This window comes from Shewanella sp. YQ_9 (genome assembly GCF_043103185.1).
Taxonomy (GTDB): Bacteria; Pseudomonadota; Gammaproteobacteria; order Enterobacterales; family Shewanellaceae; genus Shewanella; species Shewanella algae.
Map to the genome: position 1 here is coordinate 17,009 of NZ_JBICJO010000009.1, position 24,815 is coordinate 41,823.

At 52.0% G+C, this 24,815-nt stretch carries 28 protein-coding genes; 13 read left to right on the forward strand and 15 right to left on the reverse strand.

Annotated elements, in window-relative coordinates:
* Positions 1 to 104: 104 nt before the first annotated feature.
* The 4 genes from ruvX to ACF8D4_RS02685 all read right to left on the reverse strand — a co-directional run bounded on the left by ruvX (position 105) and on the right by ACF8D4_RS02685 (position 1,951).
* Positions 105 to 524, reverse strand: a complete 420-nt coding sequence (gene ruvX, locus ACF8D4_RS02670; protein WP_025009458.1) for a Holliday junction resolvase RuvX — start codon at positions 522 to 524, stop codon at positions 105 to 107.
* Positions 525 to 537: 13 nt separating this feature from the next.
* Positions 538 to 1,098: a YqgE/AlgH family protein gene (locus ACF8D4_RS02675; protein ID WP_062793315.1), complete on the reverse strand. Its 561-nt coding sequence runs from the start codon at positions 1,096 to 1,098 to the stop codon at positions 538 to 540.
* A gap of 27 nt (positions 1,099 to 1,125) precedes the next feature.
* Entirely contained in the window at positions 1,126 to 1,455 is a 330-nt protein-coding gene (gene yciH / locus ACF8D4_RS02680) for a stress response translation initiation inhibitor YciH (protein WP_025887568.1), read from the reverse strand.
* 181 nt (positions 1,456 to 1,636) lie between these two features.
* Positions 1,637 to 1,951, reverse strand: coding sequence for a hypothetical protein (locus ACF8D4_RS02685; protein ID WP_025009456.1), 315 nt, complete (start codon positions 1,949 to 1,951; stop codon positions 1,637 to 1,639).
* Between the two features lie 178 nt (positions 1,952 to 2,129).
* Here ACF8D4_RS02685 and ACF8D4_RS02690 point away from each other — a divergent pair, with 178 nt between their 5' ends.
* The gene (locus tag ACF8D4_RS02690) at positions 2,130 to 2,687 is read left to right on the forward strand and encodes a DUF4136 domain-containing protein (RefSeq protein WP_025887570.1); all 558 of its coding nucleotides are present in this window, start codon (positions 2,130 to 2,132) and stop codon (positions 2,685 to 2,687) included.
* Positions 2,688 to 2,750: 63 nt separating this feature from the next.
* On the opposite strand, the gene ACF8D4_RS02695 is transcribed toward ACF8D4_RS02690, so the two are convergent.
* Entirely contained in the window at positions 2,751 to 3,635 is an 885-nt protein-coding gene (locus ACF8D4_RS02695) for a LysR family transcriptional regulator (protein WP_025009454.1), read from the reverse strand.
* A gap of 85 nt (positions 3,636 to 3,720) precedes the next feature.
* Here ACF8D4_RS02695 and ACF8D4_RS02700 point away from each other — a divergent pair, with 85 nt between their 5' ends.
* The 4 genes from ACF8D4_RS02700 (at position 3,721) to tpx (ending at position 6,489) form a co-directional block, all read left to right on the forward strand.
* Positions 3,721 to 4,146: a PACE efflux transporter gene (locus ACF8D4_RS02700; RefSeq protein ID WP_025009453.1), complete on the forward strand. Its 426-nt coding sequence runs from the start codon at positions 3,721 to 3,723 to the stop codon at positions 4,144 to 4,146.
* 213 nt (positions 4,147 to 4,359) lie between these two features.
* Positions 4,360 to 4,935 carry an OmpA family protein gene (locus ACF8D4_RS02705; RefSeq protein WP_052678492.1) on the forward strand — a complete coding sequence of 192 codons (576 nt, stop codon included), beginning with the start codon at positions 4,360 to 4,362 and terminating at the stop codon, positions 4,933 to 4,935.
* Positions 4,936 to 4,965: 30 nt separating this feature from the next.
* Positions 4,966 to 5,790 carry a mechanosensitive ion channel family protein gene (locus ACF8D4_RS02710; protein ID WP_044733996.1) on the forward strand — a complete coding sequence of 275 codons (825 nt, stop codon included), beginning with the start codon at positions 4,966 to 4,968 and terminating at the stop codon, positions 5,788 to 5,790.
* 108 nt (positions 5,791 to 5,898) lie between these two features.
* On the forward strand, positions 5,899 to 6,489 hold the full coding sequence (tpx, locus tag ACF8D4_RS02715; protein WP_025009450.1) for a thiol peroxidase: 591 nt from the start codon (positions 5,899 to 5,901) through the stop codon (positions 6,487 to 6,489).
* A gap of 59 nt (positions 6,490 to 6,548) precedes the next feature.
* Here tpx and ACF8D4_RS02720 read toward each other — a convergent pair whose 3' ends face one another.
* A complete protein-coding gene (locus ACF8D4_RS02720; RefSeq protein WP_025887582.1) occupies positions 6,549 to 7,190 on the reverse strand; it encodes a trimeric intracellular cation channel family protein in 642 nt (213 codons plus the stop codon).
* A 362-nt stretch (positions 7,191 to 7,552) separates the two neighbouring features.
* Here ACF8D4_RS02720 and ltaE point away from each other — a divergent pair, with 362 nt between their 5' ends.
* Positions 7,553 to 8,569, forward strand: a complete 1,017-nt coding sequence (gene ltaE / locus ACF8D4_RS02725) for a low-specificity L-threonine aldolase (protein WP_071237897.1) — start codon at positions 7,553 to 7,555, stop codon at positions 8,567 to 8,569.
* A gap of 166 nt (positions 8,570 to 8,735) precedes the next feature.
* Positions 8,736 to 9,104: an acyl-CoA thioesterase gene (locus tag ACF8D4_RS02730; RefSeq protein ID WP_025009448.1), complete on the forward strand. Its 369-nt coding sequence runs from the start codon at positions 8,736 to 8,738 to the stop codon at positions 9,102 to 9,104.
* A gap of 62 nt (positions 9,105 to 9,166) precedes the next feature.
* On the opposite strand, the gene ACF8D4_RS02735 is transcribed toward ACF8D4_RS02730, so the two are convergent.
* From ACF8D4_RS02735 to ACF8D4_RS02745, 3 genes are all read right to left on the reverse strand, one after another.
* Positions 9,167 to 9,367 (reverse strand): hypothetical protein, encoded by a 201-nt coding sequence (locus tag ACF8D4_RS02735; protein ID WP_025009447.1) that lies wholly within the window; start codon positions 9,365 to 9,367, stop codon positions 9,167 to 9,169.
* Between the two features lie 7 nt (positions 9,368 to 9,374).
* The gene (locus tag ACF8D4_RS02740; RefSeq protein WP_025009446.1) at positions 9,375 to 9,626 is read right to left on the reverse strand and encodes a YfhL family 4Fe-4S dicluster ferredoxin; all 252 of its coding nucleotides are present in this window, start codon (positions 9,624 to 9,626) and stop codon (positions 9,375 to 9,377) included.
* A 199-nt stretch (positions 9,627 to 9,825) separates the two neighbouring features.
* Complete coding sequence (locus tag ACF8D4_RS02745; RefSeq protein ID WP_071237895.1) at positions 9,826 to 10,764, reverse strand: LysR family transcriptional regulator; 939 nt, start codon at positions 10,762 to 10,764, stop codon at positions 9,826 to 9,828.
* 112 nt (positions 10,765 to 10,876) lie between these two features.
* Between ACF8D4_RS02745 and ACF8D4_RS02750 the strand changes: the two genes are divergently transcribed.
* Both ACF8D4_RS02750 and ACF8D4_RS02755 read left to right on the forward strand, forming a co-directional pair.
* On the forward strand, positions 10,877 to 11,545 hold the full coding sequence (locus ACF8D4_RS02750; protein WP_392465354.1) for an SDR family oxidoreductase: 669 nt from the start codon (positions 10,877 to 10,879) through the stop codon (positions 11,543 to 11,545).
* Between the two features lie 85 nt (positions 11,546 to 11,630).
* On the forward strand, positions 11,631 to 12,812 hold the full coding sequence (locus ACF8D4_RS02755) for an MFS transporter (protein ID WP_025887589.1): 1,182 nt from the start codon (positions 11,631 to 11,633) through the stop codon (positions 12,810 to 12,812).
* A gap of 129 nt (positions 12,813 to 12,941) precedes the next feature.
* Here ACF8D4_RS02755 and yegQ read toward each other — a convergent pair whose 3' ends face one another.
* Entirely contained in the window at positions 12,942 to 14,378 is a 1,437-nt protein-coding gene (yegQ, locus tag ACF8D4_RS02760; RefSeq protein WP_392468293.1) for a tRNA 5-hydroxyuridine modification protein YegQ, read from the reverse strand.
* 332 nt (positions 14,379 to 14,710) lie between these two features.
* Between yegQ and ACF8D4_RS02765 the strand changes: the two genes are divergently transcribed.
* A complete protein-coding gene (locus tag ACF8D4_RS02765) occupies positions 14,711 to 15,553 on the forward strand; it encodes an HDOD domain-containing protein (RefSeq protein ID WP_025887591.1) in 843 nt (280 codons plus the stop codon).
* A gap of 47 nt (positions 15,554 to 15,600) precedes the next feature.
* A complete protein-coding gene (locus ACF8D4_RS02770; RefSeq protein WP_025887593.1) occupies positions 15,601 to 17,094 on the forward strand; it encodes a bifunctional diguanylate cyclase/phosphodiesterase in 1,494 nt (497 codons plus the stop codon).
* A gap of 31 nt (positions 17,095 to 17,125) precedes the next feature.
* Here the strand turns inward: ACF8D4_RS02770 and ACF8D4_RS02775 are convergent, their stop codons facing one another.
* Complete coding sequence (locus ACF8D4_RS02775) at positions 17,126 to 17,548, reverse strand: thioesterase family protein (RefSeq protein WP_025887595.1); 423 nt, start codon at positions 17,546 to 17,548, stop codon at positions 17,126 to 17,128.
* Between the two features lie 60 nt (positions 17,549 to 17,608).
* On the reverse strand, positions 17,609 to 18,361 hold the full coding sequence (locus ACF8D4_RS02780; protein ID WP_392468296.1) for a substrate-binding periplasmic protein: 753 nt from the start codon (positions 18,359 to 18,361) through the stop codon (positions 17,609 to 17,611).
* 301 nt (positions 18,362 to 18,662) lie between these two features.
* Here ACF8D4_RS02780 and ACF8D4_RS02785 point away from each other — a divergent pair, with 301 nt between their 5' ends.
* Positions 18,663 to 19,088: an OsmC family protein gene (locus ACF8D4_RS02785; protein WP_144132413.1), complete on the forward strand. Its 426-nt coding sequence runs from the start codon at positions 18,663 to 18,665 to the stop codon at positions 19,086 to 19,088.
* 209 nt (positions 19,089 to 19,297) lie between these two features.
* The gene (locus ACF8D4_RS02790; protein WP_025887599.1) at positions 19,298 to 19,651 is read left to right on the forward strand and encodes a DUF1428 domain-containing protein; all 354 of its coding nucleotides are present in this window, start codon (positions 19,298 to 19,300) and stop codon (positions 19,649 to 19,651) included.
* 83 nt (positions 19,652 to 19,734) lie between these two features.
* Here ACF8D4_RS02790 and ACF8D4_RS02795 read toward each other — a convergent pair whose 3' ends face one another.
* The 3 genes from ACF8D4_RS02795 to ACF8D4_RS02805 all read right to left on the reverse strand — a co-directional run.
* Positions 19,735 to 22,854 carry a multidrug efflux RND transporter permease subunit gene (locus ACF8D4_RS02795; RefSeq protein WP_208172116.1) on the reverse strand — a complete coding sequence of 1,040 codons (3,120 nt, stop codon included), beginning with the start codon at positions 22,852 to 22,854 and terminating at the stop codon, positions 19,735 to 19,737.
* On the reverse strand, positions 22,854 to 23,945 hold the full coding sequence (locus ACF8D4_RS02800; protein WP_044734007.1) for an efflux RND transporter periplasmic adaptor subunit: 1,092 nt from the start codon (positions 23,943 to 23,945) through the stop codon (positions 22,854 to 22,856). The genes ACF8D4_RS02795 and ACF8D4_RS02800 overlap by 1 nt, the downstream gene beginning before the upstream one ends.
* A 141-nt stretch (positions 23,946 to 24,086) precedes the next feature.
* Positions 24,087 to 24,815, reverse strand: a 729-nt coding sequence (locus tag ACF8D4_RS02805; RefSeq protein ID WP_392465359.1) for an IS4 family transposase, incomplete at its 5' end; no start/stop codon positions are given.

The following is a 24,815-nucleotide window of genomic DNA, read 5'->3' on the forward strand; positions in this document are numbered from 1 at the left end:
AGGATCTAGGGCCGATCCAGATGAGACTCATTCCTGAGGAAGCCGAAATAAGATTGGACCAGCTGCGGCTTGAACTCCCCGGGGGTCTTTAAGCCGCAGAGGTTTCAGTACTGGTTCTCGAAATAGCTTTCGATGATCAGCACAGCAGAGACGGCATCGATCTGGCCCTTGGTCAGCGCCTTGAAGCCACCGAGTTCAAATAATCTGGCCTTGGCATCGGCCGTGGTCAGACGTTCATCCTGGGTGGCCACCTTGACACCGAAGCGCCCGGCAATACGGTTGGCAAACTTACGGGCTCTCTGGGTCATCTCCTGCTCTGTGCCATCCATATTGAGTGGCAGTCCCACCACCACGAGATCCGGTTGCCATTCTTCGATTAAAGCCGCTATCTGCTGCCAATCGGGAATACCATCCACTGCCTTGATGGATGTCAGTGGGCTGGCACTGCCGGTCAACTGCTGACCTATGGCTATGCCTATGCTTTTGGTGCCGAAATCGAAGCCCAGTACGGTTTTTGCAGTCATTTTGCCTCTGTAATCAAGCGTGTCCCATCTGGCTGGACATTTGCCAGATATCGAATCCCAGTGATTGGGTGGCCTTGAGCCAGCGATGCTCATGGGGAGTATTGAACAGTATCTCGGGTGTGGCGGGAATGGTCAGCCAGCTGTTTTCCGCCAGTTCCTGTTCCAGCTGGTGGCGGCTCCAGCCAGCGTATCCCAGCGCCACCAGAAAATGCTCCGGCGCCTTTGAGGTGCCAAGAGAGGTGAGAATATCCCGTGAGCTGGTCAACATTATCTCGTCATTGATGGCAGTGCTGTTGGCCCAATAGGGTTGACTGCTGTGCAGTACAAAGCCCCGCTCCGGGTTCACCGGACCGCCTACCAGTACGCTGTTGTCTATTGAAGGCTTGAGAGATACCTCTTCTGCCAGCTCCATCTGCAGCAGTAACTCATCAACCTCAATGCCTATGGGACGATTGACCATGAGTCCCATGGCGCCCTTGCTGTCGTGCTCGCACACATAGATGAGCGAACGCTCGAAGAAAGTATCATCGAGCGAAGGCATGGCGATAAGAAAATGATTTTGCAAACTGTCCATCATACTGCTCCTGGTACTTGTTGCCTGTCAGCCGCCGGCCAGCTTCACCTTGTAGCCCAGCTTCTCCAGCAGGCCCTGGAGTTGCTCACGATTGTCGGTCTGGATCTCGATGTCGAACGCTTTTACTGTGCCGCCGCAACCGCATTGCTTCTTGAGTTTTTGCGCCAGATCTTTCAGCGCCTTGGCGTCCAGTCCCAGCCCCTTGATTACTGAAACACCTTTGCCTTTGCGGCCCTTGCTGTCCTTGTGGATCCGGACGATACCATCGGATGTCGGGACTGTGGCTTGTTCCTTGGGCTGGCTAATACGGCCTTTGTCGGTACTGTATACCAAACTGACATTGGGATCTGTTTTCATTGTTGATGCTGATCTATGGCTTATGGGCGCAGTCTAGCAGATTTAGCCTAAGCGCCCAATGGCTTGCTCCAAGCCGCTGAAATCAAAAAAAAGCCACCATTAAGGTGGCTGGTAAAAAACTGAAATTGTGCAGGGAACAATATCAGCCACCGGCTTGGAAGCCGGCAATCACAAGAAGATGTCAGGAAAGCAGTATTCCGCCAAGCACTGCCACCACAGATAAAAAGGCGCAGGGCAGCATCAGTATTCTTAGCTTGGGCACCAGTAGTGTCAGTGTCGTCAGGACGAAGCCGAAAGCGGCCAGATCAAAAGGTGAAATCTGTTGCTCGACCAATCTGGCACCGAGCCAACCGAGAATGAGCAGCGGCAGGATAAGCAAACGCCTGGCTTGATTGATGCTGCCTATTCCGGCCAGTTCCTGCGCCTGTTGCAGCAGAGAATTTCGAGTCAGCAAAACGCCACTGGCAATAATAAAGAATGCGAGATACCAAAGCATGAGTCATTCACTATTTAATCTACATGATAATCATTATCATTTGGTGCTATGCTGAAGTCAAGCTGAATCGGTAAACTAAATTTTGTTAAATTCGGTTGTAGAGCAGAAGATTGAAATGTAAGCTGATTTCATGGGTTTTTATGGCCGTTTCCTGGCCTGGGTAAACGAGGAAATTTCGATGAAGTATCTGATAACAGCCGCAATGGCACTGGTGCTAAGTGCTTGTAGTACACTGAATACTGGCTGGGATTATGACCCGGGTGTGAACTTCAGCCAGTACAAGAGTTATGCCTGGGTGGAAAAGCAATCCGAAGACACCAGCTATCATCTGGATGGTTTGATGGATCAGCGAGTACGTGATGCCTTGGATCGGCAGTTGGCACAAAAGGGCCTGCAGATTGCTACCAAGGAAAACGCCGATATCCTGGTTAACTATCTGACCAAGGTAGACAAGAAAATCAATGTCGACACTTTCAACACCAACTATGGTTACAACCCATATTGGGGGCCGGGTTGGGGCTGGGGCGGCAATATGCAGACCCAAACCACAGTACGCGAATATGAAGTCGGTACCTTGATTGTGGATCTGGTCGACGCCAAGTCCGGCAAGCTCATCTGGCGTGGCTCAGTGGCTGACACTATTCGCGATAGCGATACTCCGCAAAAGCGAATTGCCAAGGTTAACGAGGCGGTAGCCAGTGTAATGAGCAACTTCCCGCCCAAGGTGGAAAAATAACCTCTGATCCACACGGGCACAATGTGGGAATTCAATATTGGAATAAAGCGGCATAAAGCCGCTTTATTGTTTTTTAAGCAGTTCACGCAGTAGTTGCCGCATTCTGACATTGACTCTAGACACCTGACTGGCCGATGACTGGAGTACATCCACATTGGCCTGCCAGCCGCCTACTTCAAAATCCAGCTTTACGGCCTGTAATTCCCCCTTACTCATTGCTTCCTGAGCCAAAGGCCTTGGCAGCAGTGCCCAACCAAACCCTTGTTTGGCCAGCTCCAACAGGACGTAATAGTTGTCGGCAAACCAAACATCCGGCGAGTGCACCTGATCGAACCAGAAATTACTCGAGTATTTGCTGCCTATGACCAGTTGTCTGTGCAGTTTGAGAATATCCGTATGCATGGCACGTATCTCGGCCAAGGGGTGTTTGGGGCTGACCAGTAACTCAAAAGTCACAGTGCCTATGGTTTCAAAGTCCAGGGTTTCGGGGTAAACCGGTTCACTAAACAGCAGGCCCACAGTGGCTTTGCCTTCCTTGACCAGAGCAATCACATCTTTGCTCGAGGCGCACAGCAAACTCAGGCAAATTTGCGGAAACTCTAGCTCCAGTTGCCTGAGCAGATCGCCGAGGCGGTTGTAGGGGATCCCTTCATCAACCGCCAGAATCACTTCCATTGATGTGTCACTGCCCAAACCGGATACCTGTTGAGCCAATCTGCGGTGCTGAGCCAACACGGCTTTGGCGTAGGGCAACAGGTGATGCCCAGCCGCGGTCAATTGGGGATAACGACCGCTGCGGTCAAAGAGTTGCAGCCCGGTATCCAGCTCCAGATTCATTATCTGCTGGCTAATACCGGATTGCACTTTACCCAGTTGTCTGGCGGCGGCTGAAAAGGAGCCCGTCTCGACACTGGCGACAAAAGCTTCTAATTGTTCTGTGGTTAACATATCACTATTGGTGATGGTATCTAACTTTTATGTATCTTGATGATAGATGATAATCCGCGGCCTGTTAATCAGAATGGAAATAAGCATGACTACTCAAGAACGTATTTTTCAGGCGCTGCTATTCGAAGCCATAGCCCTTATTCTATTAATCCCGGTTGCCTCCTGGGCCACAGGCAGCGCAGTGGGCACCATGGCAGGCGTGAGTGTTTTCTTAAGTTTGTGTGCCATTGTGTGGAACTACTTGTACAACCTGGGGTTTGACCGGCTTTATGGCAATAACCGTGATGCCCGTGGTATTGGGCTCAGGTTATTGCATACCCTGGGGTTTGAAGGCGGACTCATTCTGGTGACGGTTCCCGCTATTGCTTGGGCGCTGGAAACCAGCTTGCTCAACGCTTTCTTTATCGAGGCCGGTATTCTGGTGTTCTTCTTTTGCTACAACCCCTTGTTTAACTGGTTCTATGACAGTTTGCGGCTCAAGTATGTCGGCCCATATCAGCAAGGTGTTTAATAAAAAGGCAACTATATGTAGGAGATTTCTGCTGTAGTAGCGACTCTTTACCGCAGATACTGGTTTATCTTGGCTAAAATTACAGACGATTATACAATGCGTTAGCAAGTGACCTGTGACTTGGCGCACTAAAGCCAAGTGAACCGGCGGCGGATTGTGTTCTGCCTGGAACTCATCTATACAGATGAAGGATTGATAGTTAGGGAGGCCTGAGTGAACCGTTATTTGGGCTTGGCGGGGTTTATTCCTCTGCTGTTGCTGAGCAGCGCTGTACTTGCCTGGGAAGATTCTGACAGTGATGGTGTCCCTGACGCTAAAGATGCCTGTCCCGATACCCCGGCACAGGTAGCTGTGAGCGCCAATGGTTGTGTCTTGGACAAGGCCGTCTCCCTGACGGATATCTGTTTACCGACAACGTCAGGTGGTGTCTATCCCCCCAAATGCGGTACAGCCAATCCAGTAAGGCTGTATTTTGACTTGGGTTCGGCGCAGATCCCCCTGGCTCAGTGGCCGCAACTTGCCAGAATGAAAGCTTTTCTTCATCAATATAAGGTAAACTTGTGCATTGAAGGACATGCCGACATCAGCGGTTCAGATGCCATAAATCAACCTTTGTCTGAAGCCAGGGCCGAAAGTGCCAAAATGGTACTGATTGAAGATTATGGTTTTCCGGGGGCGCAATTCAGTACCCGCGGATATGGCAGTAAGCAGCCTGCCGCCGATAATACTAGTGTCTCGGGTCGCAGCCTTAACCGTAGGGTTGAGTTTGTGGTCGATTTAAAAAAGTAAGTTAAATAAGGTTTTTAAGGGAGTATTTCAATGGAAAATCTCGAAGGGCTGTTCAAACAAGCGCCCGAGTTAATCGCGGCCTATGGCATCAAGATACTGCTTGCCATTGTCATTTTCTTTGTCGGTAAGTATCTGTCCAATGTGGCCAAGAAAGTCACGGCTAAAATGTTGGGCAAGCGCAAGATAGATCAGACAGTGGTTTCCTTCGTCGCCAACATGGCTTGGGCCGTGGTGTTTGTATTTACCGTTATCGCTACCTTGGGGCAGCTAGGCATTCAGACTGCCTCTCTGGTTGCAGTTCTCGGTGCCGCCGGTTTGGCCGTGGGCTTGGCGCTGCAGGGCTCACTGTCCAACTTTGCCGCCGGTGTCTTGATGGTACTGTTCCGCCCTTGTCGTGTGGGTGACTATGTTGAAGCCGCAGGTGTTGCCGGTACTGTAGATGAAATCACCATCTTCTCTACCCGTCTGAAAACGCCGGACAACAAGGTCATCATAGTGCCCAACTCCACTATCATGAATGGTAGCATCACCAACTACTCTGCTATGGACAAGCGCCGTATCGATCTGGTGATTGGGGTTTCTTACGATGCCGATATCCGTCATACCAAGCAAATACTGACAGGCATTCTCGATAACCACGAGAAAGTACTGAAAGAGCCTGGCTATACTGTGGGTCTGCACACACTGGCTGACTCTTCGGTTAACTATGTGGTTCGCCCTTGGGTGAAGTCCGCTGATTACTGGGGGGTCTACTTTGAACTTATGGAGCAGATTAAACAGTCTCTGGACGAAAACGGCATTGGCATTCCATATCCTCAGATGGATCTGCATGTCAAAGAGCTGCCTTCCAAGTAAGTTCAGCTTTGGACAAAGACCGGCTGATGCCGGTCTTTTTTTACCTGTATTCTGACAATGCGTTATATTAGCCAGGATGAATTTGAACCAGAATTGAGGGAGAAAACTATGTTGAAACTGACAAAGTGGAGTGCCGTGTGTGTATTGGCCTTGGCGAGCGCCTCGGCTATGGCGACAGAAGGGAAAGTGGCAGCTGAAGTCAAAATGGGCGGCCAGAGTGTCACCTTGATGGGTAAGTTGCCCGAGCTTAACCAGCTTGCACCAGGGTTTAAGGTGGTGGATGACAAGTTTGCCCCAGTGACTTTAAGTGACTTCAAGGGTAAGACAGTACTTATCAGCGCGGTTCCCAGTCTGGATACCGGCGTCTGTGCCCTGCAGACCAAGAGATTCAATAAGGAGTTCAGCAAGTTTGATGATTCAGTGGTCATGTTGACAGTCAGTGAGGACTTACCCTTTGCCCAGAAACGTTTCTGCAAGGTGGAGAATGTCGATAAAATCAAGGTATTATCAGACTCAGTCTGGCGTGATTTTGGTAATAAATATGGTCTGTTGATCCCTAACCGAGGCTTGCTGGCCAGAGCGATATTTATTATAGATGCCAATGGCCAGCTCAAGTACCGTGAGCTGGTGGCAGATGTGTCTCACCATCCTGATTACGACGCGGCGCTCAAGGCCTTGAGCGAAATCAGCAAGGGCTGAATGTAAAAACGCCGGCTTGTGTGCCGGCGTTTTCAGTTTTAGAGGGCGACTCTGCTCACTTAGTCCAGATGTGGATCTGAGCCGGTTTGGTAGTCGAAGGTTGGCATGGCCCAGTGATACTTGATGGCCAGCATCCGCAAACTGAAACCCAGAGTGAGACACAGGCTGAGATTGATCCATTCGGCCAGTTGCCACTGTGACAAAAATACATAGAGCCCGGCAGTGATGATGGAGATCACTGCGTACAGCTCCTTGCGAAAGATCAGCGGCATCTGATTACAGAGAATGTCGCGAATAATACCGCCGAAAACCCCGGTAACCACCCCCATTACCACAGCCACTACGGGACTGAAACCCAGCAGCAGGGTCTTTTGGGCTCCGACAATGGAAAACACAGCCAGGCCAAGGGCATCGATTGCCAGAAACAGCTTTGACAGGTAACGCATTACAGGGGCAATTATCACAGTCAGCAGAGAAGCAAAGCCGATAGCCACCAGATAATGCCAGTTTTCTACCCAGATCAGTGGGTAGTTACCCAATAGCATGTCTCTGAGCGTGCCGCCGCCTATGGCGGTAGCGCACCCCACAATTACCACGCCAAAGAGATCCATCTGTTTTTTACCCGCCGCCAATGCGCCGGTCATTGCTTCGGCCAGTACACCAATCAGCCAAAGTATGGCGATAAACTGAGCTTCTTGCATAATATTCGCATCAAAATAACAAAGGATCAGAATTTTGCCGGAAAATACCGCAGTTTAATAGTGATTTTATTTAAATTTTTGGATTAGTTTTATTTATTGTTGATTGGTATTTTTTGTGCATTGTTTGTGTATTTTAATGATTTTAAATGGTTTTATTTTTTATATGGTATGAGGATTACTGATTGGTGTGTGTGCTTATCTTTATCTCGTTTTGTTTGGGGTGTTTGGATGTGTCAGTTTGGTAAAAAGTCCAGTTATTTAGCTTTGCCCTCCTGGTGCTGTACAGTCAAGCCGAGCGGCGCTAGAGTGTTTTGGCCCCATGTATCTTAATGCGGGGCAACTGGATGTGATATGGGGGAGAGATGATAGATTTCAGAAGCGATACCGTGACCCAACCTACTGCCGCAATGCGCCAGGCCATGGCGGCCGCGCAGGTGGGCGATGACGTCTACGGCGATGACCCGACGGTTAACCGCCTGGAAGCCATGGCCGCCGAGATGTTCGGCTTTGACAGTGCCTTGTTTACCAGCTCGGGCACTCAGGCCAACCTGTTGGCACTCATGTCCCATTGCGAGCGGGGCGATGAATACCTGTGTGGCCAACAAGCCCACAATTACAAGTTTGAAGGCGGTGGCGCGGCCGTGTTAGGCAGTATTCAGCCTCAACCACTGAATAATCAGGCCGACGGCAGCATAGCGCTCGAAGATATTCGTGCTGCCATCAAACCCGATGATTTTCACTTTGCCCGCACTCGTCTATTAAGCCTGGAAAACACCATAGGCGGAAAGGTATTGCCGCAGGAATATCTGGCCAGGGCGCAGCAGCTGGCCTTCAATCACGGTTTGAAAATCCATCTCGATGGTGCCCGGGTGGCCAATGCCGCCGTGGCGCAAGGACTGGAGATAGCCGATATAACCCAGTATTTCGACTCTGTATCCATCTGTCTCTCCAAGGGGTTGGCGGCGCCGGTTGGCTCTTTATTACTCGGGGATGAGCGGCTTATTCATAAGGCGCGTCGCTGGCGGAAGATGCTGGGTGGCGGGATGCGCCAGGCCGGGATCCTGGCTGCTGCAGCTGAGTTGGCCTTGACTGAGCAGGTGGCGCGTTTGGCGGAAGATCACGCCAATGCCAAGGCTTTGGCCGAAGGTTTGAGTCAGTTGGATGAGCTGGCACTGGATATGAGCCAGGTACAAACCAATATGGTGTTTGCCACTTTGGCCGATGAAGTGGATATTGAAGCTCTGGTCAAAGGCTTGTTGCAGGAAGGAGTGCGTATCAGCGGCGCTCGGCAACTACGCCTGGTGACTCACAAAGATATCAGCGCTGCCGATATCGATAAGACTCTGCAGGCTTTCAAGCGGGTGCTCAGCCAGGTTTGAACACGGTCCATTACGGTGCAGCAGGAGTGATCCTGGTGCATCGCAATGGCAGTTATGAGCATAAGTGTGGTGTAACTTATTGAATTATATTGATTGAATGTTTGGCGTCCAATTTGCTTTAGTTCAATTGAGAATTCCAATCACAGGCGAATGCGAGGACGCAAACATGAAATACTACAGTCGGCGTTTGGTTAAACACGAACATCTCAACCCGGCGGGAGCCTTGTTCGGTGGACAGTTGATGAGCTGGATCGATGAGGAAGCGGCCATCTTCGCCGCATGCCAGATGAAGAGTGTCAGCCATGTGACCAAGCTTATCTCGGAAATCAACTTTATGACCCCGGCCAAGCTTGGGGATGTGATTGAATTTGGCCTTGAGCTTATCAGCCTGGGGCATACTTCCATCACCATTCGCTGCGAAGTGCGCAATAAACTGAATCTGGCGCCTATTGTCAGCATTGACAAGATGGTCTTCGTCAATGTGAATGAAGCCGGCTTGCCCGTGCCTCACGGTATGCGGGCCAATGCCGCCTGATAACTCTGATGTTTGAATGCGCTTGCCAACCAGGCTGAGCTTTGCCCGGTTGGCTGGCGCGCTCAGTCTTTCAATTCTTCCTTGACTGATTTGGCGGCATCACGGGAGGCGTGGCCGATTTCACGGGTCACATCCCGGGTGGTGTGGCCTATCTCCTTGGTCACGTCTCTGGTGGTATGGCCTATGGTACGGCCGGTTTCCTTGAGCTCGGCACAGGCGCCAAGACTGAGTAATGCAGCAAGAAGCAGTAATGTTTTCATCATTTTATCCTTATAGCTTGCCGGTCAGTTGAGCGTATTTTACCAGCAATTCGTCTTGGGTTTCCTGATGTTCGGGATCCTTGTCGATACAGTCTATAGGGCAGACAGAAACACAGGTTGGGTTGTCGTAGTGGCCAACACATTCGGTGCAGCGCGTCGGATCTATTTCATAGATCTCTTCACCCATAGTGATGGCTTGGTTGGGACACTCGGGCTCACACATGTCGCAGTTAATGCAGCTGTCATCAATGATTAAGGCCATTGCCTTGTATTACCTCGGAATTACTTATCCTGCCGAGCAGGTTTTCGGTCAACGCTTGGCGCACAAAACAGTAGCAGGTGCAGCCCAAACTAAGTCATAGCACAGATTTTATCACAGGGCCTGTGCCTGTGAGCAACACTATTAGTGTGAGCCGGGCGGCACCGCAAAGATAGGTTTGAGGCTTTGCCTGCCTGAAGTCTCAATTCGACAGCGAACTTTCTTGGGTTTGGGTGCGAAATCTTTCAATCAAAAAATCCACAAACAGGCGAATGCGCTTGGGTTGGTATTGTCGACTCAAGTAAATAACATTCAAATCAGCCCCAGTTGCCGAGGAGGAAGCACTGAAGTTTTTCATATAGCCATTCAGCACAGTAACCAGACGTTGCTGCTTGATGTCTTGCTGTACATCGAGAATTGATTTCAGGGCAATGCCGGCACCTTGCAGCGCCCACTGGCGGATCACTTCACCATCGTCCGAGAAGCGTTTGGGCACAACTGTGATGGCCTTGTAGCCTTCATCATCCTGAAAATGCCAGGTTTTCAGCTCTTCATTACTGCGGATCATGGCCAGGCAATCATGGCCGACCAAATCCTGCGGCGTAATGGGTGTGCCTTTTTTGGCCAGATAGTCGGGCGAGGCGCACAAAACCCTTCTGCTGGAAGCCAGCTTGCGGGAAATCAGATTGCTGTCGGCCAGTTCACCATAACGTATCACTATATCCAATCCGGATTCGGCCAGGTTGGTGAGATTGTCGTTCAGATAGAGGTAGGGGATGACATCCGGGTAAAGCTCAGTAAAGGCCGTCAGTATCGGCGACACATATTGTTTGCCTATGTCCCGCGGCGCCGAGATTTTCAATGGCCCCCGTACTTCTTTGGTACCGGTTTGCAACAGGTTTTCCGTCTCTTTGACACTGTTGATTATTTCAAGGCTGGCCTGGTGATAGAGGGCGCCGGCATCTGTGAGGGAGATATGACGAGTGCTGCGATTCAGCAGCTTGACACCATAGCGCTCCTCAAGGGATTGCAATCTGGCGGTGACTGTCGCCGGCGACAAGCCCAATTCCCGACCGGCGGCGGCCAGGCCCTGATTCTTGACGATACTGACAAACAAGGTCATGTCTGCAAATTTGTCCACTTGTCCCGCTTATTATTTGGTTGAGCTGAATAATTAATTCAAATGCTAACCAATTATCAAAATTTATCCAACAAATATACTGGCTCCATCTTAGTAATTGGAGACAGACACAATGCAAACAGACAACCAAATTTATGTGGTTATAGGCGGAACATCCGGCATAGGCGCAGAACTCGCAGGGCAATTGAGGGCCGAAGGGGCACAGGTTCATGTTGCGAGTCGTAGAACCGGGCTGGATATCAGCGATGAGCAATCTGTTTATCACTTCTTTGAATCAGTAGGTGCCTTCGATCACCTGATCATTACCGCAGGTTCCTTCGCTCCGGCAGGCAGGGTGGTTGATGTTGAGCTGGCTCAGGCCAAAGCCGCCTTCGATACCAAGTTTTGGGGCGCAATAAATGCTGCCAAACAGGCTGCACGATACATCAAACACGGTGGTTCCATCACTCTGACTTCCGGAATGTTGGCGCGCAAAGTGGTTGCCGCGACTTATGTGAAAACGGCAATCAATGCCGCTTTAGAAGCCGTAACCCGAGTGCTTGCCAAGGAGTTGGCTCCGATTCGTGTCAATGCCGTCAGTCCCGGGTTGACTGACACACAAGCGCACCATGGCATGTCAGACGAAGCCAGAAACACCATGTATCAGCGCGCCGAAGCGGCCTTGCCGGTAAAGAGGACTGGCCAGACTGCAGATATCGCCATGGCCTACCTGTTATTGCTGCAAAACCCCTATATGACGGGCGTGGTTATCGATGTCGACGGCGGGGCGCTGCTCAACTAAGCGTCTTTTACCAAAGCGATTCCCAACAACAATAGTGCGGTGTCTGCGCCAAGCCGACATCGTTCAAAGCTCAGGAAATTTCATTATGAACAAGCAAAAAATGCCGCTGCAGGTCTGGATCTTGACACTTGCAGCATTTGCCATAGGCACAGCCGAGTTTGTTATCGCCGGTATACTTCCCCAGGTGGCCGCTTCATTGTCAATTACCGAAGGGCAGGCAGGCTATCTCATCAGTGCTTATGCCCTGGCCATAGTATTTGGTGGGCCGATACTCACCATCTACCTGGCACGTTTCAACAAAAAGAAAGTTCTGGCCGGTTTGATGGTGTTGTTCATTGCCGGCAACCTGTTGTCGGCATTTGCCCCTGACTATCAAGTCTTGATGATAAGCCGCATTGTCAGCGGCCTGGTGCAAGGTCCTTTTTACGGCATAGGGGCCGTGGTGGCCACCAATCTGGTATCCGAAAAAATGGCCGGCCGAGCCGTGGGGCAGATGTTCGCCGGCCTGACTCTGGCCAATGTGCTTGGCGTCCCAGGAGGAACCTGGATTGGTTTGCAATTTGGTTGGCATACCACTTTCCTGACCGTTGCCGCATTGGGTCTGGTTGCCTTGTTTTTCATCCTGACAGTGATCCAGTCCACAGGCAGCAGTCAGGCCAAAGATGTCAGGGCGCAACTGGCGGCTTTTAAAAATCCCATGTTGCTGCTCAGTCTGGCGATAACCGTCTTTGCCTGGTCCGGATTCATGACCCTCTACGGCTATCTGGCTCCCATTGCCATGCATGTTACCGGTTTTGGTGAAAGCGCGGTGACCTGGATCCTGGTTGTGGTGGGTGTCGGCTTGATTGTGGGCAATACCTTGGGTGGGCGCTCCTCTGACAAGGATCTGCAGAAGGCATCTGTGTTCTGGACCTTGGCGATGATAGTTTCTCTGCTGCTGGTTGGCCTGACGGTTGAGAGCAAACTGATGTTTATCGTGACGACTTTCATCTTCGGTATCGCCTCTTTTGCCAACGTGCCCGCCATGCAGCTAAGGGTCATGAATCACGGTGGCGATGGTCAGGAGCTTGCAGCGACCGCCAATATCTCGGCATTTAATTTGGCCAATGCCTTCGGCGGATTTCTCGGCGGCATGGTGCTCGATAGCCAAGTGGGTGCCGATATGATCCCATTCGCTGCCATTTTGGTTCCCGTGATTGGCCTGCTGTTTATCACAGCGACCAATCGCCGTGAAAATGCCCGTATACCGGCTGCCGAGATCTCCTGATAAGCCTCGCCCTGTAGCAGGAGATTATTCGATATAGAACACAGTGGTATTCGGTAATGTGAATGTGTGCAAAAAGCATACAAAAAAGGCTGCCAAGGCAGCCTTTCTCTGTTTTCAATCAAGCCTGGTTTATTTTGTTGCGGCTTTGGTTTCGGCTTTGGTTTCGGCTTTGGTTTCGGCTTTGGTTTCGGCTTTGGTTTCGGCTTTTGTTTCGGCATGGGGATTGCGGGTGTCCGTCCCCTCCGGCAAGTTACGCAGCAAGATGGCTGAGTCCAGTTCCAAATCGGCCGGTACCGGCATATAGACGGTATGGCCCGAACCTAAACCGGCCTCAATGGCTTCACCCTTACGGTTTTGCAGGCTTTCCAATGTCAGGTTGATGTTGCCCTGCGGTGTCATCATCTCCAGGCTGTCGCCCAGCAAAAACTTGTTCTTCACTTCGATTTCGGCCAGGCCTTCGGCGTTACGCTGACCGGTAAACTCACCGACAAACTGCTGGTTGTCACTGATAGAGTGGCCGTATTCATAGTTCTGGTACTCATCGTGAACATGACGGCGCAGGAAGCCTTCGGTGTAGCCTCTGTGGGCCAAGCCTTCCAGGCGGTTCATCAGGCTACGGTCGAAGTCCTTTCCGGCTGCGGCATCATCTATGGCCTGACGGTAAAGCTGCGCCGTACGGGCCACGTAGTAGAATGACTTGGTGCGGCCTTCAATCTTCAATGAATCCACGCCGATACGGCTCAGGCGCTCTACGTGCTGAATGGCGCGCAGATCTTTGGAGTTCATTATGTAGGTGCCGTGCTCGTCTTCGAAGGCCGGCATATATTCGCCGGGACGGTTGGCTTCTTGCAGCAGGAAAATCTGATCGCTGCTTGGGCCCTGGCCCAAAGTCGGCTGCTCTATCTGCACCGGATTGACTGCGACTATGTCGCCGGTTTCATTTTCCTTGGCCTCGTGAGCATCATACTTCCAGCGGCAGGCATTGGTGCAGGTGCCTTGGTTGGGATCGCGTTTATTGATATAGCCGGACAACAGGCAACGGCCGGAATAGGCCATGCACAGTGCGCCGTGAACAAACACCTCCAGCTCTATGTCCGGACAACGCTGGCGTATCTCTTCGATTTCATCCAGCGATAGCTCGCGGGAGAGGATCACGCGCTTGATCCCCTGGGACTGCCAGAATTTAACCGAGGCCCAGTTGATGGCGTTGGCCTGTACCGACAGGTGCACTACCTGCTCGGGAAAGGCTTCACGAACCATCATGATGAGACCGGGATCTGACATGATAAGGGCATCCGGCTGCATGGCGACCACAGGCTCCATGTCCTTGATATAGGTCTTGAGCTTGGCATTATGGGGAGCGATATTGCTGACCACATAGAGTTTCTTGCCCAGAGCATGGGCTTCCTGAATCCCCGTAGCCAGGTTTTCCATCTTAAAGTCGTTGTTACGTACCCTTAAGCTGTATCTGGGTTGGCCCGCATATACGGCATCTGCACCATAGGCAAAGGCATAACGCATATTTTTCAGGGTCCCGGCGGGAGACAGAAGCTCTGGTTTAAACATAATTTACTCTCAATTAACGGCAGTCCGGCGGTTGCACGACTTGGCAGCAGGGGCGGCATTTTACTTAATTAAAGTAGGGGTATGCAAATATCCCAAACATTGGCTGTCAATCACAACGGGCATAACAACAAGAAACCTTGCCTTATCAAAGGAAGGTGCGACTTCTGGTACCATTTGGGACAAGGTGGCGATTAAACAGTGACCGGCAGTCGATTTCAGTAGCCAACTACGGCAACTTGATATCACTTGGCGTTTTTTTACGCTCACGGCTGCCGGGGTTGCTGATATACTGAGTCACAGTATCTGAACAGTTTTTTTACATTGGAGAGTGCATGTCTACCGAACATCAACTCTTGGTTGGTTTGTTGCGGAAACTCAAGAACGATACCCTGGTGCTGCCAACCTTGCCGGAAGTGGCCATGCGGGTGCAGGAGGTGGTCAGTCGTCCCGACTCAAGCCTGAGGGAAGTTGCCGATATCATAGGTCAGGATGCCGCCATATCGGCGCGTTTGATCAAGGTAGCCAACAGTGCTTTCTATAGCCGGGGTATTCCTGCGGAAAACATCAACAGCGCCGTAACCCGTATAGGCTTGGCGCAGATCAAATCCATCGCCACCTCTATTGCCATGGAGCAGTTGTTCATCTCCACCAACGAGATGGTGTGGGAAGTCATGGATGAGGTGTGGCGCACTTCCATAGATGTAACCGCCGCGGCCGGCGCCATGTTGCTTATCTATAACAAGACCCATCCGGGCAGCGGCCTGAATTATGATACTTTAACCCTGGCGGGGCTGGTGCATAATATCGGTGCCTTGCCGGTACTGACCGAGGCCGAGGCTCACCCGGAGCTCTTTGGCAGCATAGATCAGCTAAGAGCCTTGGTGCGCAAGATGCAAGGGCCCATAGGGCGGGCGGTACTTAAGAGCTGGGACTTTGCCCCGGATGTGATGGAAGTGGTCGAGCGCTGGGCTGATTTGCCCTATCTGCCGGATCATGTGACTTACCTGGACTTCATTCGCTCGGCGGCCTTCTATGCCGGGGAGTTGCGAGCCGGCGCCGAGCTTGAACAGCGTCTGGAAGTCTTTGTCGACAGGGGCTTGCCCGTCAGTGCCGAACTGCTAGGCAGTGATGAGTTTCTGGACAAGTACCATTCAATCAAGCAAAGCTATGAGTAAGTATTGAATTAACCCATCTTTGTCGTTCACGGGAGAATACCGCTTTGATGATAGGCCCATGGTTGCTTTCTATCGCGTTAATCACAGTGTTTATTCTCCTTTTGTGGCGTCGCCAACGTCAAAAAGAGCGGCGCTTTATCAAGCTGCTCGGCAAACAACTCGACAATCAGATAAAAGCGCGCGCACCACTTGAACTGCCTTGGGTGCCGGTCGCCTTCTATGAGCTGGTCAATAGCCTGGAGAAGTTGCTGCAGGCCCTTCCGCCACCTGTGGGGAAAGATAAACTCACAGGTCTTGCCAATAGGGTAGGGCTCAAGCGCAGCGTTACCGCCTTGATGCCGCTGCAACAGGGCACCATGGTGCTGCTGGACATCTACCGTTTCCGTTACGTCAATGACCTGTTTGGCTTTGCCTTTGGCGATCAGCTGCTCAAGCAGATGGCAGACCGCCTGCTGGGATTGCAGCAGGCGCCCAGGTTACTGGCGCGGATGAATGAAGATGAGTTTCTGCTGTACTTTGAGCAGCAACAGACAGAAGAAGATCTGCATCGGCTGCGGGGCAGGTTACAGGTGCCTTTTGATATTGAAGGTACGCCTGTGAGTATCCGCATTCAGATGGGCTATCTGGATTTGCATGCCCATCATACCGATCTCAGCCTGATGTTGCGCCGCCTGGATCTGGCGCTGAAAAAAGCCCGCAATAGTCGTGATCTGCTGGCCGGTTATCAGACGGGTGAAGACAGTATCCAAATGCGCGAGCTGGAGATCATCAACAGCCTGCCCAAGGCGTTGAAGACTGGGCAGTTGTATCTGGTTTATCAGGCCAAAGAAGAGGTGAGCAGCGGCCTTTGTCGCCAGGTTGAAGCGCTCATCCGTTGGGAACATCCCAAATTCGGCACCATTTCTCCGGCCGAGTTTATTCCACTGGCCGAGTATTCCGGCATGATAGGCCTGGTGAGTCAGTGGGCACTGGAGCAGGTGATGATGCAGCAGCGCAAGTGGCGCAGCGGTGGCTTCAAGGTGCGGATAGCGCTTAACCTTTCGGCGCAGGATCTCAACAACGGCTGCATGCTGCAGGAGATTGAACGCCAACTGCAGGAGTATCAGTTGCCGGGTGAGGTACTGGCGATAGAGATCACCGAGAGCAGCCTGATGGCCGATCTTGAGCAGGCGATAAAAATCCTGGAGCGGCTGCGGCAACTGGACATTCGTCTGGCGATAGATGATTTTGGTACCGGGCACTCGTCGCTGGCCTATTTGAAAAATCTGCCGGTAGATGAAGTCAAAATCGATAAGGCGTTCAATGAAGAGTTGCTCAGCAACAGCAATGCCAAGCATATTATGCGTGCCAGCATCCAGATGGCCAAGTCACTGGGTTTTGAGGTCACTGTCGAGGGGGTCGAATCTATGGCGCTGAAACAGATGCTGATCTCCCTGGGGGCCGATCAGCTGCAGGGTGATATTGTCGCCAAACCCAAGACGGCGCCTGAGCTTGAATACTGGTACGCCAAGCACAGCATGCAAACCAAGACGGTGAGCTGAACTATTGGCTATAGGCCTAATCTTGTTGCTGCTATGCCCTTAACTGTGTCCCCAACTGTTCGAGTAGTGTCGCCGGCATAGGGCAAAGCTGGCGCTGGCTATTCATGCACACCATTTCAACCCGGCCACTGACTGCCGCCCTGGCGGCGTTTTCGCGCCAGATCTCCTGTTCCCACACTGTGCGGTATTTGCTTTCGAAGGCAAAACGGGTACGGACATCCAGGATATCGGCAAACTCGACCCCTTCCTGACAGGTGAGCTCGGAGCGATAGACAGCAAAACCTATTCCATCCGAATGCCACAGGTGTTTCAGTTCGTTGGCACCTATAACCTGTTCACGGGCGCGCTCGAAGTACTTCAGAAAATTGGGGTGATACACCACACCGGAAAAGTCCGTATCTTCGTAGTAGATCTGCAATTGAAAATGAAACCAAGGGCTGAAGCTGAGTTGCATGCAAATACCTGTAATTGAGTCGCGCCAGGCAGTTTAGCACTCGCGCCGGCAAAGGTCAGCTCAGAGGCGGCTGCTACTGATGATCTGCTGGTATTGACCGCTTTGTTTCATCTGTCTCAGTCCTTCATCCAGTGCCTTGGCCAGCTTTGGAGAAGAGGCATTTTGCAGCGAAAAAGCCAGAAATATTCGGCTCTGGTGATTGGAAAATGCCGGTAGGATCTCCTCTTCAACCCCCATACGTTTGATAAAACCTTCGGCCACCTTGTCGAACATAATGGCTGCATCTATGCGGTTAAGCAGCAAGAGGTTGAGTAATTGCTCCTGGCTGGCTACCGGTACCAAGTGTAACTGTCGGCTCAGTTTGGCAAATTCATCGCCGTATTCGTAACCCTTGATTATCCCAACGACGCTGCCCTTGGGTAGCTGCCATTTATTTTGGGCATTCAGTGGCCGATTTCTGTTGTAGTAGAAGGAGGCATTGGCAACAAACAGCGGCTCTTCACCAAACAGAAAATCCGGCTCGGTACTGCGCTCACGGGTCACATTGAACACCCCTTGCACCTGTCCCTTACGGGCCATCATCAAGGCTCTGGAATAGGGCACTACCAAGCTTTCCACTTGAATATGCTCAATAGAGAAAGCGGCGGTTATCAGTTGGTGGGATAAGCCTTGCCCGGTTCTGTCGGCAAAAGGTGGCCAGCTGTCTTCGGCGGCGAGTAAGACTTTTTTCTCTGCTTCGGCCCAAGCCAGTGTTGAAGAAAACATGTAAATAAAACAAGTTAATACAGCTATTATTCCAGATCTCATTCTCATCCTTTGATTGAGTCGCCTGGTTTGGAAAGGTTAAAAATAGTACCTGAGTCTTAGGGAAGATGCGAGCAAGTCCCATCTGTGCCCTGAGTCGAATCACAGGCCACTGAAATCAGCAAATACACGGGCCACACCTTCCGCAAAGGGTGTGTGTTTTTGCTTAAATTGCATCCCCTCATAGCGAGTGCCGCTAAGCCCGGGTTTTCGATTGTGAATCAGTTGGCGTTTATTATTGTGGTGGTTTGCATTCTATATATCATTAGATTATTCTCAATGAAATTTTTCTAATGGATAGAGGTGTACCATGCCAGAAAAGATTATTGAACTTGAAACCAAAATGGGTAAAGGCTGGAAAGTGACAGCGCAGGTGCGTGAGCATACCTTGGTCATTGACCAACCGACGGCCGGTAACGAAGGAGCCAATCCGCTTGAGACCTTCCTGTTTTCTCTGGGGGGCTGTATTTCTGCCATTGCCAGAATGGTAGCCAGAGAGCAGAAAATCGATCTCCGGGGGATGAATATCAAGGTGCGTGGCGAGATGAATTCCGACGGTTTGCTGGGGAAAGTCAGCGAGGATCCTGTCGGGTTTCGCCGTATTACCCTGGATGCCGATATTGACGCCGACATGACTCTAGAACAAAAGCAGCAGTTTCTCGATACTGTCTGCCATCGTTGTCCCGTGCATGACAACCTGTTGAGCGCCTCCAGAGTAGAGCATCAAAGCGTCTGATGCCTGAAGCTTCAAATGCTCTTGGCTTGAGCGCTGTCAGTCCTTGCCAAACCTGGGCTAAATAAAGTAAAGCGCTGAACCAGGCCTGCTGCCGTGAATACTGACAGGCTGACAGATAGCCATTGAATCAGACGGCAAAATGCCGTTTCGCCTCCTACACTTGCAAGGGAAGATGCAAGTTCAGGGATAACATAGCAAAGGAGGCGAGAATGAGTTATATCGATGTGATGGTTGCTCCGGTTCCCAGCGCCAAGAAACAGCAGTATCTTGAGCATGCACGCCGGGCGGCGGGTCTGTTCAAGTCTCAGGGGGCTTTGGAGCTGGTAGAATGCTGGGGGGATGATGTCCCGGAAGGTAAGCTTACTTCCATGCCTATGGCGATAAAGCGCCAGGACGACGAGACTGTGGTGGTTTCCTGGATCGTTTGGCCGGACAAGGCCACGCGCGATAAAGGTATGCAGTTTATCATGACAGATCCTTCTGTTCCCGAGACTCTCGGCGATATGCCGTTCGATGGCAAGAGGATGATCTGGGGCGGCTTTGAGATGCTGCTCAAGGAGTAGCCTTTCTTTGACTCCTCAATAAAACACGGGATGCCGCTTGGCATCCCGTGTTTTATTGAGGCTTTCTATTGAGCCAGGCAGAATCAATCTGAAGCTGAGCCTATGTTTATCTGCGCCTGCTGCCGGGCGATAGCGGCATTGAGCCTGTCTTTGACATGGCCGGGCGACTTGGTGTTATAGGACAAGAGTCGATACATGGCCGGGATCACCAACAGGGTGACAAAGGTCGCAAACGCCATACCGAAGAACACCACGGTTCCCACGGCAATACGGCTCTCAGAGCCGGCACCGGTGGAGAAGATCAGCGGAATCGCGCCGACAATCGCGGTGAAGGAGGTCATCAGGATAGGCCGCAAACGCCGCGCCGAGGCATCGATAACCGCCTGTTCGAAGGCCAGCCCCTTGTCTCGCAGTTGGTTGGCAAATTCGACTATCAGAATACCGTTCTTGGTCACCATGCCTATCAACATGATCATCCCTATCTGGCTGTAGAGGTTGAGCCCTTGTTGTGTCAGCCACAGGCCAAGGAAGCCGCCGAATACCCCCATGGGGACGGTCAACATCACCACCAGTGGGTTGATAAAGCTTTCGAACTGAGCCGCCAGCACCAGATAAACCACCAAGAGAGCCAAACCGAATACCAGCAGCATGCTGCTCTGGTTTTCCTTGAAGTCTTTCGACTCACCTGTATAGCTGATACTGATATCACCGGGCAGGGATTCAATCGCCTTGGCGTCGAGGAAATCCAGCGCTTCTCCCAGAGTGGCGCCATCCATGAGGTTAGCCTTGATGGTGATGGATTTTTGCTTATTGGTATGGCTCAGTCGCTGTGGCGAGGCCACTTCTTCGATATGCGCCAGGCTGTCGAGGGTAACCAGCTCGCCCTTGGTGGTACGCATATAGATCTGGCTGAGGTCGCTCATGCTGCTGAACTGCTTTTCATCCCCGCGCACGTAGACATCATACTCTTCACCCCTGTCCACATAGGTGGTTTGTTTGCGGCCGCCGAGCATCACTTCCAGGGTTTCCGAAACATCGGCAACACTGACACCAAGCTCTGCCGCCCTTTGTCTGTCAACCGTGACCAGAAGCTCAGGGGTGGTTTCGGCATAATCCAGATCGGCGCCGCGCATCAGGCCACTGCTGTTGGCCTCCTGTTGCAGCAGCTGTGCCCATTTGAACAGCTCTTTATAGTCGGATCCGCCGATAACAAACTGCACCGGCTCACTGGAGCGGCCACGGAAGCCGGGTAACATGGGACGCACCATCACATCGGGAATATCTTTCAATACCTGGGCTATCATCACCAGCGCCTGATCGGCGTTGATATCCCTGTCCTCCCAATCCTCGAGCTGCATGATCACAAAACCTGTCTGATCACCGGCGCGGCCACCAAAGGCCGGCGCCTGCACACTGAAGGACTTGAGCACGCCCTGGCCCAGCAGCGGCATCAGTCTGTCCTGTACTATGTCCATGTTGGCTGTCATGCGGTTATAGCTGGTGCCTTCGGCGCCCTTGATAAAGGCGAAGATCACCCCGCGGTCTTCCTGCGGTGCCAGCTGCGCGGGAATATGGTTTACCAGCAAGGCACTGCCGCCGATACAGGCGAGGATCACCAAGGGCGCCGCAACCTTGTGACGTATGGCAATGGCCACCATGGCGCGATACTTAAGCTCGAGCGCGGCAAAGAAGCGATTCAAGGCGCGGTTGAAGGCGTTGGGTTTGACATTGGCCTTGAGCAACTGGCTGCTGAGCACAGGTGTCAGTGTCAGCGCGACCAGGGATGAGAACAGTACAGACACCGCCAGCAGCACGGAAAACTCGGTGAACAGCAAGCCGACCATGCCTTCCATAAAGGAGATGGGCAGAAATACCATCACCAATACCGCCGTGGTGGCAATAACGGCAAAGCCCACTTCGCGGGTGCCCTTGTAGGCGGCCAGCAGCGGGTCTTCCCCGCGCTCTATGTGGTGAAAGATATTCTCTACCACCACAATGGCGTCATCCACCACCAGGCCTATGGCCAGGATCAGTGCCATCAGGGTCAGCAGGTTGATGGAAAAGCCCAAGAAGTAGGCGGCCATAAAGGCCGAGATCAGCGATACCGGCACAGTCACAGCAGGAATAAGCGTTGCCCGCAGCTGGCCGATGAAAATATACAGCACCAGCAGTACCAGCGCCGCCGTAATATAGAGGGTGTAATACACCTCGTCTATGGCCTGATCGATAAACACGGTCGAGTCGTAGTCCACATATAGCTGGGTACCGGCCGGCAGAAACTTTTGCAGTGCATCCACCTGCTTGTAGACATCTTTGGCGACATCCAGCGGGTTGGCATCCGATTGCGGTACTATCCCCAGGCTGAGGTTGACTATGCCGTTGCTCTTGAAGGTGGAGTTCTCATTCTCGGCGCCGACAAACACCTCGGCCACATCCTTGAGATAAACCGGCGAGCCGTTTGCGCTGCTGACCTGCAGATAGTCGAATTGCTCAGGGCTCAGATAGAGGCGGGCGGTGCGCACTGTCATCACAGTGGTGTCGTTACGCAGCTCACCACCGGGGGATTCCATATTCTCCGCCTTGAGAGCTGCAAGGATATCCTGCACAGTGACATTGCGGCCGGCCATCTGCTCAGGCTTGAGGCGCACATACATCACCTTGTAGAGGCCACCTGAGATATCCACAGAGCTGACCCCTGTGATCAGGTTGAACTTATCTTCCAGTACCCGGCGGGAATAGTCAGTGAGCTGGGTACGATCCATCTCGCTGGAGCTCAAGTTGACATAGATGGAGGGCTCGCCCGAGCCGTTGTCTTTGGAGACTATCGGGTCGTTGGCTTCTTCCGGCAGCCTGCGCTGCGCCCTGGCCACGGCATCACGGACATCGCTCACCCCTTCGGTGAGGTTCCAGCCCAATTTGAAGGTCACAGTGATCCGCGACATGCCGTTGCGGCTCACCGAGGTGATTTCATCGATACCGCTGATGCCTGTCAGCTCATCCTCAAGGTTTTTGGTGACCTGACTCTCCATGATAGAGGCGCTGGCCCCTTCATAGGTGGTCATCACAGTGACGACCGGGCTCTCCACATCCGGCATTTCCCGCACCGACAGCTTGCTGAAAGACACCAGACCAAAGACACACAAAAGCAGGCTCAGCACTATGGCGCTGATCGGCCGTTTGACCGAGACATCGGATAACAACATCAGTGAAGCTCCCCGGTCTGCTGTACTGCTTCGGCGGTCAAGGGCTTGACGCTGGCGCCATCACGAATATTCACCAGCCCCTGCACCACAATGCGATCCCCCAGGCTGACGCCATCTGTGATAAGCACCAGATTGTCGACCCGGGCGCCCAAATGCACTTCGGTGCGGTGGGCTATGCTGTTTTCATCGATGCGATAGACATAACGCTTGGTGCCGGAATACTCCAACGCCTGTACAGGTACTACCGCCTGATGAATTGGTGGGAAGGTCAGGGTGGCCGATAACATCATACCAGGTCTCAAGTGTTTGTTTTTATTGTTGAATTCTACCCTCACTCTGACATTGAGAGTATCCGGGTTGACTCTGGGATCTATGGCAACCACCTTGCCCTGAAACAGTTGGCCGTTCCAGGCACTGCTGCTGCCTTGTACCTGCATGCCGACACTCAGTTGCGACAGATAAGACTCGGGCACCTGCAGATCGAGCCGCAATAAGCTCAGATCATCGAGACTCAAGAGTTCGGTTCCCTGGCTCACCAGCTTACCCTTGCTGAAATCCACCAGGCCCACTGTACCGGAAAAGGGAGCCCGCAGATGATGGTAGGAAAGTTCGGCCCTGGCCGAGGCCAGCCTGGCTTCGGCGATACTGACGCTGGCGCGTTGGGCATCAATTTCTGTCTGGGTAATGGCGTTGCGGCCGATCAGTTTTTCATACTCGCCCAACTTACGCCGCTCATCGGCCAGATAAGATTCAGCTTCCATCACCGCTGCCTTGGCCTTGGACTCTTCCAAAACCAGCAAGAGTTCCCCCGCCTTCACCTCCTGGTTGGAGCGCACTGCGATAGCGTCTATCTTGCCGGCGACTTGAGGCGCTATAGTGACCGAGCGTTCTGCTTCCAGCTTGCCTATCAGAGTCAGGGATTGCGCCAGGGATTGCTCTGTGACTGTGGCGGTAATTACGGGAACGGCGGCTTTGCCCATCCCCATGCCTGAGCCAGGTTTGTTGCCGGCTTTATCTGCCGTCGGAGTCAAGAGGAGATAGGCGGCCACACAAAGGCCAAGGACCAGGAGTCCGATATAAGGTTTTTTCATTGTGTCCCATCTGATGCCGGTAGAGATCCGCTAGGATCTGAAGGTTGCCTATTTTACGGGAGCCTCAAGCATAAAGCTGGTAAATGAGTGTAAAAAAGCGCAAATTCCAGTGTGAAAATGTGACCGATGGCGTAATGCCGTTCACTTAATGTGAACGGCATTTTTCTTAGGCTTAATGGGATACTTGTTTTTACTCATTTTTAACGCACGTGGATAGGCTCTATCCCGTTTCCCATCAAGCTTGAACTGCCTCGCATTACGCACTATGTCCAAGACATCTCTCGGGACATTCCCAGGCGTTTGAGATGACAGCTGAGTCAATTTAAAAATGATATAACTCGACGCATCTCTAAAGCTTAATTGGTTCGGATGTAACGACGGTAAGCTCTTAGCCATCAACACCATCTTGTATCTGATGAGGTTATAGGCCAATAGTACCCCCCACAATTCTTGGATAACCAACTCTGGCAATTGACTACGCAACGTAAAGCGACTCTCCAGAAGATGCTGCTTCATCTCCCGATAGCCCACTTCTATCTCCCATCGATGGGCATATAAATCCGCTATCTCTGCCCCCGGATAACGCAATGGGTCCGTTAATGAGGTCAAAATGGAAACCGACTTGCCTTTTATCGTCTTCGTCAGTAAGCGGGCTTCAATATTCTCTGGCAGCATAGGCCACTTCTTTCTGGCTTGAGGCGTGGTGGTTAACCGCACCAGTTGGTCGTGTTTTCCTAAAGAGCGTACCACTTCATATTGCGTCCCTTTCTTCAATGGCAGCAGCCAGTGACTGTTCGGTTGAGCCTGTTGCCAGGCGTGCAAAAGCCCTAACGAATAGAAGCCTCTGTCAAACAGCGTCAGGCTGTTATT